Annotated in this window: 17 protein-coding genes; 10 read left to right on the top strand and 7 right to left on the bottom strand. The window is 60.3% G+C overall.

Annotated elements, in window-relative coordinates; translation table 11 throughout:
- The first annotated feature begins 207 nt into the window (after positions 1 to 207).
- The gene (dnaK, locus tag AAIH70_RS17160; protein ID WP_132276109.1) at positions 208 to 2,109 is read left to right on the top strand and encodes a molecular chaperone DnaK; all 1,902 of its coding nucleotides are present in this window, start codon (positions 208 to 210) and stop codon (positions 2,107 to 2,109) included.
- 97 nt (positions 2,110 to 2,206) lie between these two features.
- Complete coding sequence (dnaJ, locus tag AAIH70_RS17155; RefSeq protein ID WP_132276107.1) at positions 2,207 to 3,334, top strand: molecular chaperone DnaJ; 1,128 nt, start codon at positions 2,207 to 2,209, stop codon at positions 3,332 to 3,334.
- A 57-nt stretch (positions 3,335 to 3,391) separates the two neighbouring features.
- On the opposite strand, the gene AAIH70_RS17150 is transcribed toward dnaJ, so the two are convergent.
- Positions 3,392 to 4,030: a LysE family translocator gene (locus tag AAIH70_RS17150; RefSeq protein ID WP_245519220.1), complete on the bottom strand. Its 639-nt coding sequence runs from the start codon at positions 4,028 to 4,030 to the stop codon at positions 3,392 to 3,394.
- 151 nt (positions 4,031 to 4,181) lie between these two features.
- On the opposite strand from AAIH70_RS17150, the gene AAIH70_RS17145 reads away from it, so the two are divergent.
- The gene (locus tag AAIH70_RS17145) at positions 4,182 to 5,360 is read left to right on the top strand and encodes a low temperature requirement protein A (RefSeq protein WP_132276105.1); all 1,179 of its coding nucleotides are present in this window, start codon (positions 4,182 to 4,184) and stop codon (positions 5,358 to 5,360) included.
- A 12-nt stretch (positions 5,361 to 5,372) separates the two neighbouring features.
- On the opposite strand, the gene AAIH70_RS17140 is transcribed toward AAIH70_RS17145, so the two are convergent.
- From AAIH70_RS17140 to AAIH70_RS17130, 3 genes are all read right to left on the bottom strand, one after another.
- Positions 5,373 to 5,627, bottom strand: coding sequence for a SlyX family protein (locus AAIH70_RS17140; RefSeq protein ID WP_430034980.1), 255 nt, complete (start codon positions 5,625 to 5,627; stop codon positions 5,373 to 5,375).
- Positions 5,584 to 6,114: a cupin domain-containing protein gene (locus AAIH70_RS17135; RefSeq protein WP_430034978.1), complete on the bottom strand. Its 531-nt coding sequence runs from the start codon at positions 6,112 to 6,114 to the stop codon at positions 5,584 to 5,586. The genes AAIH70_RS17140 and AAIH70_RS17135 overlap by 44 nt, the downstream gene beginning before the upstream one ends.
- Positions 6,115 to 6,564: 450 nt before the next feature.
- On the bottom strand, positions 6,565 to 8,061 hold the full coding sequence (locus tag AAIH70_RS17130; protein WP_132276099.1) for a globin-coupled sensor protein: 1,497 nt from the start codon (positions 8,059 to 8,061) through the stop codon (positions 6,565 to 6,567).
- A 303-nt stretch (positions 8,062 to 8,364) separates the two neighbouring features.
- Here AAIH70_RS17130 and recF point away from each other — a divergent pair, with 303 nt between their 5' ends.
- From recF to AAIH70_RS17115, 3 genes are read left to right on the top strand one after another with little or no spacing between them, the layout of a single operon-like run.
- Entirely contained in the window at positions 8,365 to 9,486 is a 1,122-nt protein-coding gene (recF, locus tag AAIH70_RS17125) for a DNA replication/repair protein RecF (RefSeq protein ID WP_132276097.1), read from the top strand.
- Between the two features lie 39 nt (positions 9,487 to 9,525).
- The gene (locus AAIH70_RS17120) at positions 9,526 to 10,296 is read left to right on the top strand and encodes a molybdopterin-synthase adenylyltransferase MoeB (RefSeq protein ID WP_132276095.1); all 771 of its coding nucleotides are present in this window, start codon (positions 9,526 to 9,528) and stop codon (positions 10,294 to 10,296) included.
- Positions 10,293 to 10,766, top strand: coding sequence for a GNAT family N-acetyltransferase (locus AAIH70_RS17115; protein WP_132276093.1), 474 nt, complete (start codon positions 10,293 to 10,295; stop codon positions 10,764 to 10,766). Before AAIH70_RS17120 ends, AAIH70_RS17115 begins: the two co-directional genes overlap by 4 nt.
- On the opposite strand, the gene AAIH70_RS17110 is transcribed toward AAIH70_RS17115, so the two are convergent.
- Positions 10,763 to 11,767, bottom strand: coding sequence for a 2-hydroxyacid dehydrogenase (locus AAIH70_RS17110; protein WP_132276091.1), 1,005 nt, complete (start codon positions 11,765 to 11,767; stop codon positions 10,763 to 10,765). The two genes, AAIH70_RS17115 and AAIH70_RS17110, sit on opposite strands and share 4 nt — an antisense overlap.
- A gap of 151 nt (positions 11,768 to 11,918) precedes the next feature.
- Here AAIH70_RS17110 and AAIH70_RS17105 point away from each other — a divergent pair, with 151 nt between their 5' ends.
- Complete coding sequence (locus AAIH70_RS17105) at positions 11,919 to 12,464, top strand: SH3 domain-containing protein (protein WP_132276089.1); 546 nt, start codon at positions 11,919 to 11,921, stop codon at positions 12,462 to 12,464.
- Here AAIH70_RS17105 and AAIH70_RS17100 read toward each other — a convergent pair.
- Positions 12,457 to 13,449 (bottom strand): adenosine kinase, encoded by a 993-nt coding sequence (locus AAIH70_RS17100; protein WP_132276087.1) that lies wholly within the window; start codon positions 13,447 to 13,449, stop codon positions 12,457 to 12,459. The two genes, AAIH70_RS17105 and AAIH70_RS17100, sit on opposite strands and share 8 nt — an antisense overlap.
- A gap of 374 nt (positions 13,450 to 13,823) precedes the next feature.
- Between AAIH70_RS17100 and AAIH70_RS17095 the strand changes: the two genes are divergently transcribed.
- Positions 13,824 to 14,768, top strand: a complete 945-nt coding sequence (locus tag AAIH70_RS17095) for an AEC family transporter (protein ID WP_132276085.1) — start codon at positions 13,824 to 13,826, stop codon at positions 14,766 to 14,768.
- Positions 14,769 to 14,837: 69 nt separating this feature from the next.
- Here AAIH70_RS17095 and AAIH70_RS17090 read toward each other — a convergent pair whose 3' ends face one another.
- A complete protein-coding gene (locus tag AAIH70_RS17090) occupies positions 14,838 to 15,413 on the bottom strand; it encodes a c-type cytochrome (protein WP_132276083.1) in 576 nt (191 codons plus the stop codon).
- 154 nt (positions 15,414 to 15,567) lie between these two features.
- Between AAIH70_RS17090 and AAIH70_RS17085 the strand changes: the two genes are divergently transcribed.
- On the top strand, positions 15,568 to 16,320 hold the full coding sequence (locus AAIH70_RS17085) for a 3-deoxy-manno-octulosonate cytidylyltransferase (protein ID WP_132276081.1): 753 nt from the start codon (positions 15,568 to 15,570) through the stop codon (positions 16,318 to 16,320).
- Between the two features lie 5 nt (positions 16,321 to 16,325).
- Positions 16,326 to 17,183 (top strand): prephenate dehydratase, encoded by an 858-nt coding sequence (locus AAIH70_RS17080; RefSeq protein WP_430034973.1) that lies wholly within the window; start codon positions 16,326 to 16,328, stop codon positions 17,181 to 17,183.
- Positions 17,184 to 17,238 lie beyond the last annotated feature (55 nt).

Raw genomic sequence — 17,238 nt, 5'->3', positions numbered from 1 at the left:
CCGTTACCCACCCCGTTAAGTACAGGCGCGGCAAACTCCTCTTTTTGCTGACATTCGCGTGAATTCCCGCCTTGCAGTCGGAAAAACCCGTCCTTATATACGCCGCATGTCCGCAGCGCAGACTGCGGAAAACCATCCCAGTCGAGGAACTGTCAGTGGAATGCCTGAACGGGGTTCCGATGGTTCGCTTAAAGGAGAGAAGAAAACATGGCTAAAGTTATTGGCATCGACCTTGGTACGACAAACTCCTGCGTCGCCATCATGGATGGTAAGGACGCAAAGGTGATCGAGAACGCCGAAGGCGCTCGCACCACTCCTTCCATGGTCGCATTTTCTGACGATGGCGAACGCCTCGTCGGCCAGCCGGCCAAGCGCCAGGCGGTCACCAACCCCACCAACACCCTGTTTGCCGTCAAGCGCCTGATCGGCCGCCGCGCAGATGATCCGACCGTCGAAAAGGACAAGGCTCTTGTTCCGTTCGAGATCGTCAAGGGTGACAACGGCGATGCATGGGTACAGGCACAGGGCAAGGGCTACTCGCCTGCCCAGATTTCCGCGATGATCCTTCAGAAGATGAAGGAAACCGCTGAATCCTATCTCGGCGAAAAGGTCGAAAAGGCCGTCATCACCGTTCCGGCATACTTCAATGACGCCCAGCGCCAGGCAACCAAGGATGCCGGCCGCATCGCAGGTCTTGAAGTTCTGCGCATCATCAACGAGCCTACCGCAGCAGCGCTCGCCTACGGCCTCGACAAGAAGGACGGCAAGACCATCGCCGTTTACGACTTGGGCGGTGGTACGTTCGATATCTCGGTTCTGGAAATCGGCGACGGCGTCTTCGAAGTGAAGTCGACGAACGGCGACACCTTCCTCGGCGGTGAAGACTTCGACATGCGTCTGGTCGAATATCTCGCAAACGAGTTCAAGAAGGATCAGGGCATCGACCTGAAGAACGACAAGCTTGCTCTGCAGCGCCTCAAGGAAGCTGCCGAAAAGGCCAAGATCGAACTGTCGTCCTCGCAGCAGACCGAAATCAACCTGCCGTTCATCACGGCCGACGCTTCCGGCCCGAAGCACCTGACGCTCAAGCTGACGCGCGCGAAATTCGAAAGCCTGGTCGATGATCTCGTCCAGCGCACGATCGCACCGTGCAAGGCAGCCCTCAAGGATGCCGGCGTCACCGCTGCCGAAATCGACGAAGTCGTTCTGGTCGGCGGCATGAGCCGCATGCCGAAGGTACAGGAAGTCGTCAAGCAGCTGTTCGGCAAGGAGCCTCACAAGGGCGTCAACCCGGATGAAGTCGTTGCACTCGGCGCCGCCATCCAGGCCGGCGTTCTGCAGGGCGACGTCAAGGACGTTCTGCTTCTCGACGTGACCCCGCTGTCGCTCGGCATCGAAACGCTGGGTGGCGTCTTCACACGTCTGATCGATCGCAACACGACGATCCCGACCAAGAAGAGCCAGACCTTCTCGACCGCTGACGACAACCAGTCCGCCGTCACCATCCGCGTTTCGCAGGGCGAGCGCGAAATGGCCCAGGACAACAAGCTGCTTGGCCAGTTCGACCTCGTCGGTCTGCCGCCGGCACCGCGTGGCGTACCGCAGATCGAAGTCACCTTCGATATCGACGCCAACGGCATCGTCCAGGTTTCGGCCAAGGACAAGGGCACCGGCAAGGAACAGCAGATCCGCATCCAGGCCTCCGGTGGTCTGTCCGACGCCGACATCGAAAAGATGGTCAAGGACGCCGAAGCCAATGCCGAAGCCGACAAGGCCCGCCGCGCCGGCGTGGAAGCCAAGAACCAGGCTGAAAGCCTGATCCACTCCAGCGAGAAGTCGCTGGCCGAGTATGGCGACAAGGTTGGCGAGAGCGATCGCGCTGCCATTCAGGACGCCATCACGGCGCTGAAGGGTGCGGTCGAGGCTTCCGAGCCGAACGCCGAAGACATCCAGGCCAAGACCCAGACCCTCATGGAAGTCTCCATGAAGCTCGGCCAGGCCGTCTATGAGGCCCAGCAGGCCGAAGGCGGCGCTTCCGAAGGCGGCAAGGACGACGATATCGTCGATGCCGACTACGAAGAGGTCAAGGACGACAAGAAGTCGGCTTGATGAGTGTTTGCCCTTTGGCAGACAAGCACGCATAGTTGACACGAAATCCGGCTGCCATAGTGCAGCCGGAATACTTTCGGGAGCCGGTTAAATCTCCATGGCAAAAGCAGACTTTTACGAAACGCTGGGTGTGGCGCGGACCGCCGACGAGAAGGAGCTGAAAAGCGCCTTCCGCAAACTTGCGATGAAATTTCATCCCGACAAGAACCCGGGCGACGCGGAAGCCGAAAAGAAGTTCAAGGAGATCGGCGAAGCTTACGAGACCTTGAAGGACCCGCAGAAACGCGCGGCCTACGACCGCTTCGGCCACGCAGCCTTCGAACATGGCGGCATGGGTGGCGGTGGTGGCATGGGCGGTGGCGCCGGTGGCTTCTCCGACATCTTTGAAGACATTTTTGGCGAGATGATGGGTGGCGGCCGTGCGCGTCGCTCTTCGGGCGGTCGCGAACGCGGCGCCGACCTGCGCTACAATATGGAAATCAGCCTCGAAGAGGCCTATGCGGGCAAGACCGCGCAGATCCGGGTTCCGACCTCGATCACCTGCGATGTCTGCTCCGGTTCGGGCGCCAAGCCCGGCACGCAACCAAAGACCTGCGGCACCTGTCAGGGTTCCGGCCGCGTGCGCGCCAGCCAGGGTTTCTTCTCGGTCGAGCGCACCTGCCCGACCTGTCACGGTCGTGGTCAGACGATCAGCGACCCTTGCGGCAAGTGCCACGGCCAGGGCCGCGTCACCGAAGAACGGTCGCTGTCGGTCAACATTCCGGCCGGCATCGAAGACGGCACCCGCATTCGCCTGCAGGGCGAAGGCGAAGCCGGTGCTCGTGGTGGCCCGTCGGGCGATCTCTATATCTTCCTGTCTGTCACGCCGCACCAGTTCTTCCAGCGTGACGGAGCGGACCTTTATTGCGCCGTGCCGATCTCGATGACGACGGCAGCGCTTGGCGGCACGTTCGATGTGACCACGCTCGACGGCACAAAATCGCGCGTGACGGTGCCGGAAGGCACGCAGGCCGGCAAACAGTTCCGTCTGAAGGGTAAGGGCATGCCGGTTCTGCGCTCGTCGCAGACGGGTGATCTCTATATCCAGATCGGTATCGAAACCCCGCAGAAGCTGACCAAGCGCCAGCGCGAACTGCTGCAGGAATTCGAGGAACTGTCGTCCAAGGAAAACAATCCGGAATCGACGGGCTTCTTTGCCCGGATGAAGGAATTTTTCGACAACTGATCGATCAGCTGATCCGCAAAAAAGCCGCCTCGCAAGGGCGGCTTTTTTCGTTGGCCTTTATGCCAGCGACTGGATGGACGATCCGGCGAGAATGATCGCAAACAGCAGCAGGCAGGCGGCGGCGACACGGCGGATGACAACCGGCTTGACCGTAAAGCCGCGACCGCCGCGCATCAGCCGTCCGAACAGGATCCAGCCGTTGGCGGCAAACAGGACGAGACCGGAAAACAACAGCAGCCATGGTGCAAGCATCGGCAGATCGCCATGCGGCATGATCACCAATGCGATGATCAGTGCCTTGGGATTAAGGACAGTCGTGACAAACACCTGCCGGACGGAAATATCGCCGCTGGCATCGTCTGGCTTTTGCGTCGATACCCATAGCCGGACGCTGAGATAGAGCACCCAGACCACTGCGGCGATCTTGGCGATCAGCGCGGCCTGCGGATAGGTTTCGAAAAACGGCGCCGCCAGCGTCGCCACCGGCACGATCACCAGAAGATAGCCGCAAAGTTCGCCGCCGATCAACGGCAGTGCCCTTGCCCATCCACGCCCATATCCGCCGAGCGCCATCAGCGTATTGGTCGGGCCGGGCGTGCAGAGCAGAAGAAGGATGGCGAGGGTGAATTGCAGCGGCGTCACGACAGGAACCTGAAATCGATCACCGGCACGGCCCGGCACCTTCAGCCCTAACATGGCATCCGCCGATCGCCTTGACATCGGTCAATGTCCCGACCCGGCGGAATTCTTTCGCAGACCTCATCTATATCAGTCACCGCCCCCTGCCCTTTCGCATTCCCGCGCTAGATTGGTCCTTCCGCGCCCGCCGCATCACCGGAAAACATTCATGGCCAAAAACACGCAGCACTGGCTCCGCAAGGACGACAAGGAATCGACCAAGGCCAGTTTTCCGGAACTGTTCTTCGACCTCGTTTTCGTCTTCGCCCTGATCCAGCTATCGGAAACACTGGCCTCGGATTTTTCCTTCGGAATTGCCGCCGAAGCGGTGCTGTTCATTTTTGCGCTCTGGTGGGTGTGGATCCACACGACATGGGTCACCAACCTGCTGGATGCCGAGATCGAGCCGGTGCGAATTTTGCTGTTCGTGCTGATGTTTTTCGGCATCGTGCTGGCGATTGCGCTGCCGAAAGCCTTTTCCGACATGGGGCTGGTTTTCGCACTGGCCTATTCCGGCATGCAGTTGTCGCGCTCGCTGTTTGCGCTTTACGCCTTTCGCGGCACCAACGACGAATCCTACCGCACGTTTTTGCGCATCACGCTCTGGCTGACCCTATCCTGCGCCTTCTGGATCGCCGGTGGACTTCTGGACAGGGAGATGCGCGTGATCCTGTGGATCGCAGCTCTCGCCATCGAGTATATCGCGCCGATGCTGCGATACTGGCTGCCGGGACTTGGCCAGGCGCCCGAAGAAACGCTCGACGTCAACGGCGAACATCTGGCTGAGCGCTGCGCGCTGTTCGTCATCATCGCGCTTGGCGAAACAATCCTAACCACCGGCAAGACGGCATCCAGCCATCTCGACAGCGCCATGACGCCGCTGGTGCTGTTCTGTGCCTTCATGTCGACCGTGCTGATGTGGTGGATCTATTTCCACGACGGGCAGGAGCGCGCGAGCGACAAGGCCGAAGAAAATGCCGAGCCGCAATCGACGGCCGATCACCTTTTCACCTACGGCCACCTGCCGATCGTCGCCGGTATCATCTTCACCGCTGTCGGCGAGGATTTTTCGCTATCGCATCCGTTCGAAAAAGGCGGCTACAATCACGCGATCGCGCTGCTGGGCGGACCGATCCTTTATCTGGCCGGCATCCTGTGGATGAAAAAAGTGTCGTCGCGCGTGATGCCGTGGTCGCATTGCGCCGGCATCGCCATTCTTGTCGCCGGCTTTCTGATCGTGCCGTTCGCCGCCAATTTCATGATCCAGATCGTTGCCAGCCTGACGCTGCTGATGGTGGCGATCTGGGAATATGTGGCGCTGAAACGTTTTCGCCGCGATGCCGCGTGATCGGCAACAACCTCAATAATGCGGCGGGCGGGTGATGGCGGGCGCGTCGAGCGAGCTTTCCTCCAGCGTCAGAAACCGTTCGGTGAGCCGGTCCAGCTTGGCGCGGGTCTGCTCGACCACTTTCCACTGTTCGGCCAGCTGATCCGACAGCTCCTCGATCACCTTGGCCTGATGGGCCGCCAGTTCCTCAAGCTTCACCAGTCGTGTTTCGTCGCTCACGGCTTCATTCCCTTGTTTTTGTCTGCGATTGCCGGGCGCGAAGCGCATCCGGCAATCCGTCATGATCTCCAAGCGGCCGGCGCGGCGGATCGCTCCACCAGTCCGGACGAAACGCCTGCATCTCGCCATGCCTTGGGTAGTAGATGCGGTTTTCCGGTTTGGAAACATCTCCGATGACAAGAAGACGGACATCAGCGTCGGAATTGTTGATGAATGTGTGCGCCTGACCCGTCCCGGCCGGAAATCCGACGGAATCACCCGGCCGCAAACGATGGAGTTCGCCATCCAGCCAGACATCCGGCGTGCCTTCGATGACATGCACGAATTCCTCTTCCAGGCTTTCGGCATGTGGAAAGGAGGTGCGGCGACCAGGCGGCAGGCGTTCGTGGTGAATGCCGATACGCGACAGGCCGAGATGGCGGGCAAGCGGTGCGCCGATCGAAAGGCGCTCGTCATAACCGCGATAGCCGTTATCGTCCGGCCCTTCGATCTCGGTCCAATGCGCAATACAGGACGGTCTGGCTGGGTCGGTCATGCCTGGTCGATCTCCGTCAGGTGACCGACGATCAATACCGTATTTGCCCGAAAACCGATATTCTCAGATCATGCTGCAGGCGGTCGCCCGACATGGCCGGTTCGGGCTACCTTCTGCTCGATGAGAATGAGTGTGCCGGCCAGCACCACCGCCAGACACATGGCGAGACCACAGGTGATCCAATGTAAAGGCTGGAGCAGAGTTTCCACAACGGTTCGAAATATCGTCGTGAGACGTTGCGACAGAAACAGTCTGCCGCGTCTGGGCAAAGGAGAACGCAAAACATCGGTCCGATCTGAAAGATGGATTTTTCACAATTCTAATGAAAATGCAGCTGGGCGCCGGATATGCCGTGGCGCGCTGCCCTTCTTTGCGCTGATCGGTCCAAACTCGCAATATGTGATTATTGATCGGTTTGTTTTGACAGGCCGGCTTTTCGCCGGCCCCATGTCAGGCGCGAAGGCGTGGCCGCTCCATCTGCTGCGTATTCCGGCCGGTGCGCGTGCGGAAGCGGGCGACCAGCGAAGCGAGCGTGTTGGAAATGCTGACAAGGCTCTGGGCCGAAGCGTTGGTTTCTTCCATCAGCGCGGCATTCTGCTGAGTGATCTGATCCATGCTGCGCACCGAAGCGTTGATCTCGTCGATGCCGGATGCCTGTTCCTGTGCGGATTGGGCGATGGAGGTGATATGTTCGTCGATCGCCTTGACCCGCGTGCCGATGCCGGTCAGCGCCTCGCCGGCGCGGTTGACCAGATTGACGCCGCGTTGAACATCACCTGACGAACGGTCGATCAGTTCCTTGATCTCCTTGGCGGCGGCAGCCGAACGCTGGGCCAGTTCGCGAACTTCCTGGGCAACGACGGCAAATCCCTTGCCCTGTTCGCCGGCACGCGCGGCCTCGACACCGGCATTCAGCGCCAGAAGATTGGTCTGGAATGCGATCTCGTCGATGGCGCCGATGATCTGTGTCATCTTCTGCGAGGATTGTTCGATATCCCCCATGGCGGCGACGGCTTCTTCCACCACCTGACCGTTTTTCTGGGTCTCCATTGCCGATTCGCGGATGATCGTCTGGACTTCCCTGGTGCGCTTTGCCGACTGACCGGAAAGAACGGTGATCTGTTCGAGCGCAGCCGCCGTCTCTTCCAGCGCCGCCGCCTGCTGTTCCGTGCGTCTGGCCATGTTATCGGCGGCGGATGAAATATCACCGACCTCGGCGCGAACCTGATCGACCGAACCGGAAATGTTGCGCATCGCCGCATCAAGCGAAGCGACAGAAGAATTGTAGTTTTCGCGCAGAACCGCGAAATTGGCCGCCAGTTCCTGACGCACTTCCGAGGTCAGATCGCCATCGGCGAGGTTCTTAAGCGCTGTGTCGAGCGCGTTCAGTGCCGCATCCTGCTCCGCCTTGGCAACAGCACGTTCGGCTTCCACCTTGGCGCGTTCGTCGCTGAGCACCTGCAGATAAACCGAGATCGCATAATCCATATCCACCATGGCCGCCTTGACGACCGCCGACAGATGTTCGGACAGGACCTTGGCTTTCTTCTCCACGAAGAAGCCTTTCATTTCATCCTGAATGACGGCGCGAATGATGCCGTCGAGGATCATTGCATAGCCGCCGATATACCAGCGCGGCTCCAGCCCGAGGCGGGCATGGGTGCGACCGATGGTGGAAACCGCTTCGACATAGCTGTCATCGTAACGGCCCGAAGCGATTACATCCCAATGACTGGCCTGGCGCTCCTGCGCGTGGGCGATATGCGCATCGCTGGAGAAGAATTTTGCGGTATGCGGATGCGCCTTGGCCTTGCCGTAAAATGTATCGAGCGCGCCATTCACGGCCTTCGCCACCAGCGGGCGCACATTGGCGAGATGCCCGCGCTCGGCCGTGCCCAAACCCACGAAAGCAAGACGCTCGTTCAGTGCCGATTTCTGGTCGCTCATGAAAAATACCCCATCGAATGAATGTGATGCAATCGTTCCGTTACGCCGGCCCCTGGCGCCATTTGTGGGAGCGATTGATTAACGTGCTGTTAGCCATGCATACTGACCTTTCGTTAATTATGAGTTCTTGTTGTTTTAGCTGGCGCGTATTTCTTGAAGGCTGGTCACATTTTGCAGCTGGGTAGAATCTTGCGTCACCCGGCCTTGTGGCGAGAGTGGTGAAGGAAAGGCTATGCCCAATACAAAACTTGCCTTTGCCCCTCGAAATCCTTAGCTCCTGTGCAACGACAAGCACGAATCGCGATGGCCGAAAAAACCTCCCTGTCCCGTCTGAAGCTGACCGACTTCCGCAACTATGCGGAAGTGTCGCTGTCGCTCGACGGGCGGCATGTGGTGCTGACCGGCAATAACGGTGCCGGCAAGACCAATCTGCTGGAAGCGGTCTCCTTCCTTTCCCCGGGACGCGGGCTTCGCCGCGCCGTGCTATCCGATGTCACCCGTGTCGGCGCGACCGGCGGATTCAGCGTGTTTGCCGATGTGGATGGCCGCGAGGGCGAGGTTGCGATCGGCACCGGCTTGGATGGCGACAGCGAAAGCCTGACGCGGCGGCTACGGCTGAACGGCACGCCGGTACGCTCCGTCGAGGAACTGACCGACCATCTGAATGTGCTGTGGCTGACGCCGGCCATGGACGGGCTGTTTACCGGCTCCTCCTCCGACCGCCGACGTTTTCTCGACCGGCTGGTTCTGTCGCTCGATCCCGCCCACGGACGACGCGCCGCCGATTACGAGCGTGCCATGCGCAGCCGCAACAGGCTGCTCTCGGAAGGCCGGTTCGATCCGGCATGGCTTTCCGCCATCGAGGTGCAGATGGCCGAGCTTGGCATTTCCATGGCGGCGGCGCGACGGGAAATGCTGGGGCTTCTGACAGCGCTGATTGCCGAAAGCGATGCTTCCCCCTTCCCTTCGCCCGATCTGCAATTGAGCGGGTTTCTGGACGAGGCCGGTGACCGGCCGTTTGCCGATCTCGAAGAGGATTTCTGCTTCATGCTGGAGGAAGGGCGGCGTCGCGATGCCGCCGCCGGCCGTACACTTTCCGGACCGCACAGGGTCGATCTTCTGGTACGCCACAGAGACAAGAACATGGAGGCGGCACGCTGTTCCACAGGTGAACAGAAGGCACTGCTCGTGGGCCTTGTGCTGGCGCATGCGCGACTGACCGCAAACATGACCGGATTTGCCCCCGTTCTGCTGCTCGATGAGATTGCCGCGCATCTGGACGAAGGCCGGCGTGCGGCGCTGTTTGATCTCGTGCATGATCTCGGCGGACAATCCTTCATGACCGGCACCGACCGCGAGATGTTTTCGGCGCTCGGCGAGCGGGCGCAGTTCCTGACCGTCGAGCATGGCGGCATTGCGGGATGAGCCGCTATTCAAATGGTGTGTCGGTGTTAGGATAGATCCATGGACGCCCTGACAACCGAAGAGATCGAACGCTATCGCCGCCATATTCTGCTGCCGGAAATCGGCGGTACGGGGCAGCAGATGCTGAAGAATGCCCGCGTGATGGTGATCGGCGCAGGGGGGCTGGGCGCGCCGGTTCTGCTGTATCTGGCCGCTGCCGGCATCGGCACACTGGCTTTTGCCGATGATGACCATGTGTCGCTCTCCAACCTGCAACGGCAGGTGATCCACGACACCGGCACGGTGGGCGAGGAAAAGACCGCGAGCGCGCGCAAAACGCTTGCGCGGTTGAACCCGCATGTGCGCGTCATCACCTTCGAAGAGCGTTTTTCCAGTGTCTGGGCGGCCGATCACCTCAAAGGTTTTGATCTGCTGATCGACGGTTCCGACAATTTTGACACCCGATACATGGCGGCCGATGCGGCGGAAGCGGCGCGTATTCCGCTGGTGACCGGTGCCGTTGGCCGCTTCGACGGTTCGGTGACGGTGCTGAAGCCCTATGAGACCGGGCCGGATGGCGTGTTGTTTCCAACCTACCGCGACCTGTTTCCGCAAAAGCCGCCGGAAGGTCTGGTGCCCGCCTGTGCCGAGACCGGCGTGATCGGGGCGCTGACCGGCGTGATCGGCACGCTGATGGCCATGGAGGCGATCAAGGTGATCACCGGCACCGGTGAGCCGCTCATCGGTCGCCTGATGCTTTACGACGCGCTGTCGGCACGGTTCGACACGATCAGATACAAACGCCGCAAGACGAAAGACGCCGCCGAATGACCGAGATTGTGCCTATCAGCGCCGATTTTCAGCGCTGGGACGAACTGCTGGCGCTGATCCTGTCTTCTTTCGCCTATATGGACGGCATGATTGACCCGCCCTCCTCCGCCAACCGGCTGACACTGGCGGTTTTGGCCTACAAGGCGAAAGACGAGATTGCATTCGTGGCGATAGACGATGGAAAATTGGTGGGCTGCGTGTTCTGCAAGCCGGAGGCCGAGTTTCTGTATGTTGGCAAGCTGGCGATTGCCCCCGCCTTTCAAGGCAAGGGGCTGGGCCGAAAGCTTCTGGCCAAGGCAGAGGACGTGGCGCGGGACAGAAAACTGCCGGCGCTCAGGCTGGAAACCCGTATCGAGCTTGTCGGCAACCATGCCACGTTCGGCCGCTGGGGTTTTGAAAAGACAGCGGAAAATCGCCATGCGGGTTTTGACCGCACGACATCCATCGAGATGCAGAAGCAGCTTGCCTAATCGCGCCCCGGAAGAACCCGGTTCGGCGGGCGATGCCCGTCGAAATAGGCGCGGATGTTGATGATCACCTTGTCGCCCATATCGACGCGGCCTTCCAGCGTTGCCGAGCCCATATGCGGGAACAGCACCGCCTTGCCTTCCTTGGCGAGTTTCAGCAGCTTTGGATTGATGGCCGGCTCGTTCTGAAAGACGTCCAGCCCGGCGCCGGCAATTTTTCCGTCACGCAGCAGCTGGATCAGTGCGGCCTCGTCGATGACGTCGCCGCGCGCGGTGTTGACGATGATCGCCGACGGCTGCATCAGCGCTAGGCGCCGGGCCGAGAGGAGATGGAAAGTAGCCGGTGTCGACGGGCAGTTGACCGAGACGATATCGACGCGCGCCAGCATCTGGTCGAGGCTGTCCCAGTGGGTGGCTTCGAGTTCGGCTTCGGTTGCCGGGTTGATCGGCCCGCGATTGTGGTAATGCACGGAAAGCCCAAACGCCTTGGCGCGGCGGGCAACGGCGGTGCCGATACGACCCATGCCGATGATACCGATGCGCTTTCCGCCGATACGGCGGCCGAGCATCCAGGTGGGTGACCAGCCTTCCCAGTGGCCGGGCTTGTCCATCAGCACCTGCGAGCCTTCCACCAGCCGGCGCATGACGGCAAAGATCAGCGCCATCGTCATGTCGGCCGTGTCTTCGGTCAGCACGTTCGGCGTGTTGGTGACGGTGACGCCCTTTTTCGCGGCGGCATCGACATCGATATGGTCGGTACCGTTGGAAAAACCGGCGATCAGTTTTAGCTGCGGCCCTGCCTTTTCGATCAGCTCGGCATCGATACGATCGGTGACGGTGGGCACCAGAACATCGACCTCCGCCATGGCGGCGGCCAGTTGTTCGCGCGTGCGCGGCGTGTCGTCGATATTGAGTTCGGCGTCGAAAAGCTCGCGCATGCGGGTTTCCACGGCGTCCGGCAGTTTGCGCGTCAGATAGACCCGGGGCTTCTTCTTGGCGGTCATGCTGTTCAGAGGTCCTTAACCAAGTTTTGCGATCCTGTCTGGGTTAAGCGTTTTCTACCAGACCCTTCGGCGAAGACAAACGAAACTCGTCATGCGCTTGCGAGATCGCGAAACACACGCGGCTTCCGAACTATCTAGGACTAAAAAACATATGCGTCGCGTCATTCGCAATTCCATCCTTGCCATCACGCTTTGTCTCACAGCTGCCGCACCGGTATTCGTGGGACCTGTTCTTGCGCAAGGGGCGGGCAAGGGCGCCAGCGGCCTGCCGCTTCCCCGCTTCGCCAGCCTGAAATCGAGAAAAGTGAATATCCGCATCGGCCCGAGCACCGATTATGCCGTTTCATGGATGTATATGAAGGCCGGCACGCCGATGGAAATCATTCAGGAATATGAAAACTGGCGCCGCGTGCGCGATGCCGACGGCACCGAAGGCTGGGTCAACCAGGCACTGCTTTCCGGCACCCGCACTGCCGTGGCCGCCCCGTGGATGCGCGGCAAGGGCGACGACGTTTTCGTCAACATGCGCAGCAGGGCGGAAGGCTCGAGCGCCATCATCGCCAAGGTCGAGCCGGGTGCGGTTCTGACCATCGGCGAATGTAATGGCGACTGGTGCCACGCCGAAGCCGGCGAGGCAGAGGGTTGGGTCAACCAGGGCGAAATCTGGGGCGCCTACCCCGGAGAAGCCTTTAAATAAGGCCTGCAGCCGAGGCCTGCGGCTGCATCGATTCCAGCGGCCGCGGACCGACCTGCTGGATGACGATGCCGGCAGCAAGGCAACCGAGCTTGCCGCAATCTTCCAGTGAACGATCCTTGGTATAAGCGGCAAGGAAGCCGGCAGCGAAAAGATCGCCGGCGCCTGTGGTATCGACCAGTTCGCGGATCGGCAGAGCCGGGATCTTGATCCGCTCGTCGCCGCGCACGATGACCGCACCTTCTTCCGACATGGTGACGGCTGCCAGCTTGCAATCGGCGCTGATCTTGTCGAGCGCCAATTCGAAATCGTCGGTTTCGTAGAGCGACAGGGCTTCCTGCTTGTTGGCGAACACGATGTCGACCTTGCCGGAACGCATCAGGTCCAGGAATTCATCACGATAACGGCCGACGCAGAACGGGTCGGACAGCGTCATGGACACTTCGCGGCCGGCCTCATGGGCGATGCGGCTGCATTCGAGAATGGCTTCTTTCGCGCGCGGCGGATCCCACAGATAACCTTCGAAATAGGTGACCTTCGAATCCTTCACCACGTCTTCCTCGACATGTTCCGGGCCAAGATCGACGCAGGCACCGAGATAGGTGTTCATCGAGCGCTCGCCGTCGGGCGTGACGAAAATCATCGAGCGGGCGGTTGGCGGAAATGTGCCATCCGGCTTGGTTTCGTAATGGACGCCCTGAGCACGGATATCGTGCTGAAAGATTTCGCCGAGCTGGTCGGCCGCGACCTTGCCGAAATAGGCAGCCTTGCCGCCGAGATTGGCAATGCCCGCCGCCGTATTGCCGGCGCTGCCGCCGGATGCTTCGTGGGCCGGGCCCATCAGCGAATAGAGAAGTTCGGCGCGCTCGGCGTCGATCAGATTCATGGCCGCCTTGGTGATGCCGTTGTCGGTGAGAAACTGGTCATCGCAGCGCGCGATGATATCCACGATGGCGTTACCGATGGTGAGGACGTCGAACCTGCTCATATGCCGATGCTTTCTCCGTGACTGGGTTCCCCCGTCATAGCCATTTCTGACCCGAAAGAAAGCAGAAAACCGGAGGATTGACGCAGGTCATATGCCTGTCATGAAAGAGGGATACGTTTGTTTTCAACGGAGGCCACGACGCATGGCCATCAAGGGCTGAAAAGCCGCCGTTACCGGTTTTGCACCCGACCACGGATGTACTGGCGGAAGTTAAACCGGACACCCGGCAGGATCGGGACGGAAAGCGGGGGCTTCCCCCGCTTTTTTGTTTTCCGTATTTGCGCTTTCCCGCCAAATAGATGGCAATACATTTGTCGTGATGGACGATATGCGCTAGACGCAATCATACGCCCGTCTCCCGAAAGCATTTCTCCGTGTCAGCTGTCTTCCTGAATGTCGCCCCGGTCTTCCTCCTCATTCTTCTGGGCTGGACACTCGCGAGAACCAAATTCGTCGGCGCCAAGGTGGGCGATGCGCTAGGCGAATTCGTCTTCAAGCTGCCATTGCCGCTCCTGATCTTTCGCACGCTGGCCGAAGCGGATTTTCATGGAGCCTCGCCCTTCCGCCTCTGGATCGCCTATTTTACCGGTGTCGCCATTACCTGGACGGTGGGGCATCTGGCGGCCCGTTATCTGTTCGGTCGCGATGCCAAGATCGGCGTGATCGCCGGCATGTCGTCCGCCTTCGCCAACAATGTTTTCATCGGCCTGCCGCTGGTCGGCCTGTCCGTCGGCAATGACGGGATCGTGGCGCTCTCCATCCTGATTGCCATCCACCTGCCGCTGATGATGGTGGTGGGCACGGTATTGATGGAAAGTGCGACCGCCAAGGTGGATGGCGGCGGGCGCCGGAGCATAATGGCCGTGCTGAAACAGGTGGGCTCCAACCTCATCCGCAATCCGCTTGTCATCGCGCTGTTTGCAGGCCTGATCATGAACGGCCTCGGCCTGACATTGCCGTCTCTGGCCAAGAACCTTGTCGACCAGATCGCCTCCACCACCGCACCGCTGGCGCTCATCTCGCTCGGCATGACGCTGACGCAATACCCGATCCGCGGCAATCTGGGCCTTGCCACCGTGACCGCGTGCCTGAAGCTGATGCTGATGCCGGCCTGCGTGTATGCGGTGGCGCATCTGCTGGAACTTTCTCCGGCCTGGACGATGGCGATCGTGATCACCTCCTCCGTGCCGACCGGCATCAATGCCTGGCTGATCGCCATGCGTTTTCGCGCGGGACAGGGCATGGCGGCTTCCACCATCAGCATCACCACACTGTTCGGTGTGCTGACCGTCAGCTTCTGGATGTGGCTGCTCGGCTGAGCCCGCGCAAAAGACCATGAAAAAAGCCCGGCTTCGAACCGGGCTTTATATATATATTCAGCGAAATGATCAGTTGGTGGCCGGCGGCGGTGCCGCCGGATCCGGCAGAGGCTCGGGCGTATCGGCCAGCGTGCGCAGATAGGCGATCAGGTTGGCGCGCTCCTCATCCTTCTTGATGCCGGCAAAGCCCATGGCGGTTCCGGCGATGTAGGCCTTCGGCGCGGTAAGGAAGTGGCTGAGGTGATCGTAGGTCCACTTTTCTTCGCCACCCTTGGAATAATCCTTCATGGCAGCCGAGTAGCTGAAGCCCTCATGCGTGGCGATCGGGCGATTGACGAGACCGAAGAGATTGGGACCAACCTTGTTGGGCCCTCCCTTGGTCGCGTCATGACAGCTTTGACACTTCTTGAAGACGGTTTCACCGGCCTTGGCATCGGCACTGGCGAGAAGCTGTGCGATCGGCACGGCTGCCGCTGCTGCGGCCTCCCCGCCGCCTCCGGCTGCTGCTTCTTCCGCGACGATCTCGAAGCCGGGTTTTTCCGGCGCTGGCGAATGGAACAGTCCTTCCGACGCGATCGAAACCGACATCAGAACGAAGACCGAGGCCAACAGGGCTCCCACGCCCATATTCACATAGGGGTTCACGACAAATACCCTCCTCCTCACCGCCCAATACGAGCAGCCTATCTTGAAATCGCTGAAAAGCTATGTCTTTTGCAGCACGCGTGCAATCCGAATATAGCACTCGCAACTGAGACGTTTTGCCACTATTCGCACCAGATTTGAAGGGCTTACCACCATGACTTTGGCTTCCGACAAGACGTTGGTTCTGATCCCGGCGCGCATGGCGTCGACCCGTCTTCCGGACAAACCGCTCGCCGATATCAATGGCTTACCGATGATCATCCAGGTGGCGAAACGCGCGACGGAAGCCAATGTCGGCCGCGTCATCGTTGCCGTCGACGACCAGCGCGTGTTCGACGTGGTGAAGCAAGCCGGTTTCGAAGTGGTCATGACCCGCGCCGATCACCAGTCCGGTTCGGACCGCATTTTCGAGGCCGTGCAGCTTGTGGACCCGGATGCCAAGGCCGAATTCATCATCAACGTGCAGGGCGACCTGCCGACCATCGAGCCGGAAGTGGTGCAGGCTTCGCTGAAGCCGATGGAAAACCCGGACGTGGATATCGCCACGCTGACGGTCGAGATCACCGACGAGCATGAGAAGGCCAGCCCGCATGTGGTGAAGGTGGTCGGCTCGCCGATCTCCGACACACGCCTGAAGGCGCTCTATTTTACCCGCACGACCGCGCCTTATGGCGACGGCCCGCTCTATCACCATATTGGGCTTTATACCTATCGCCGCGCTGCGCTTGCGCGTTTCGTTTCGATGAAGCCATCCGCGCTGGAGCAACGCGAAAAACTGGAACAGCTGCGGGCGCTGGAAGCCGGCATGCGTATCGACGTGGAAATCGTGCATTCGGTGCCGCTGGGCGTCGACACACCCGCGGATCTCGACAAGGCGCGGGCGATCCTCGCCGGCCGTACCAAGTGAAGGACATGACAATGACCGTGACCAACCGCATTTCCTTCCAGGGCGATTACGGCGCCAATTCCGACATGGCCTGCCGCGACATGTTTCCGAACATGGAACCGCTGCCCTGCCCGACCTTCGAGGACGCGTTCAACGCACTGGAAAACGGCGAGGCCGATCTGGCGATGATCCCGATCGAAAACACGCTGGCCGGCCGCGTGGCCGACATCCACCACCTCCTGCCGGAATCGCGCCTCAACATCATCGGCGAATATTTCATGCCGATCCGGTTCCAGCTGATGGTGATGCCGGGCGTGCAACGCGACGAGATCCGCACCGTGCACAGCCATATCCATGCGCTTGGCCAATGCCGAAAAATCATTCGCAGCAATGGCTGGAAGGCCGTCGTTGCCGGGGACACAGCCGGTGCCGCCAAGCTGGTGTCGGAAATGGGTGACCGTTCGATGGCGGCCCTTGCGCCGCGTCTGGCCGCCGACCTCTATGGGCTGGAAATTCTTGCCGAAAATGTCGAGGATTCGGAAAACAATGTGACGCGCTTCGTCATTCTGTCGCGCGACGAGGCATGGGCTACCCGCGAGGACCCGGCCGAGGTGATCGTCACCACTTTCGTCTTCAACGTGCGCAACATTCCGGCAGCGCTCTACAAGGCGCTGGGCGGCTTTGCCACCAACGGCATCAACATGACCAAGCTGGAAAGCTACCAGATCGGCGGCAAATTCATCGCCACGCAGTTTTATGCCGACGTGCAGGGCCATCCGGACGATCCGGCTTTGCGCCGCGCGCTGGAAGAACTGCGGTTCTTCTCTGAAAAGGTGCGCATTCTGGGTGTCTACAAGGGCCATGCCATGCGGGGCACGCTGTAAGGCTGGCGGCATAACCGGATCTGAGGAAGGCGGCGTATCAAAACGCCGCCTTCTT

The sequence above is a fragment of the Neorhizobium sp. BT27B genome (assembly GCF_050455485.1).
GTDB lineage: Bacteria > Pseudomonadota > Alphaproteobacteria > Rhizobiales > Rhizobiaceae > Neorhizobium.
Note: the sequence above shows the minus strand (reverse complement) of the source record. Positions and strands in the feature narration are given on the sequence as shown.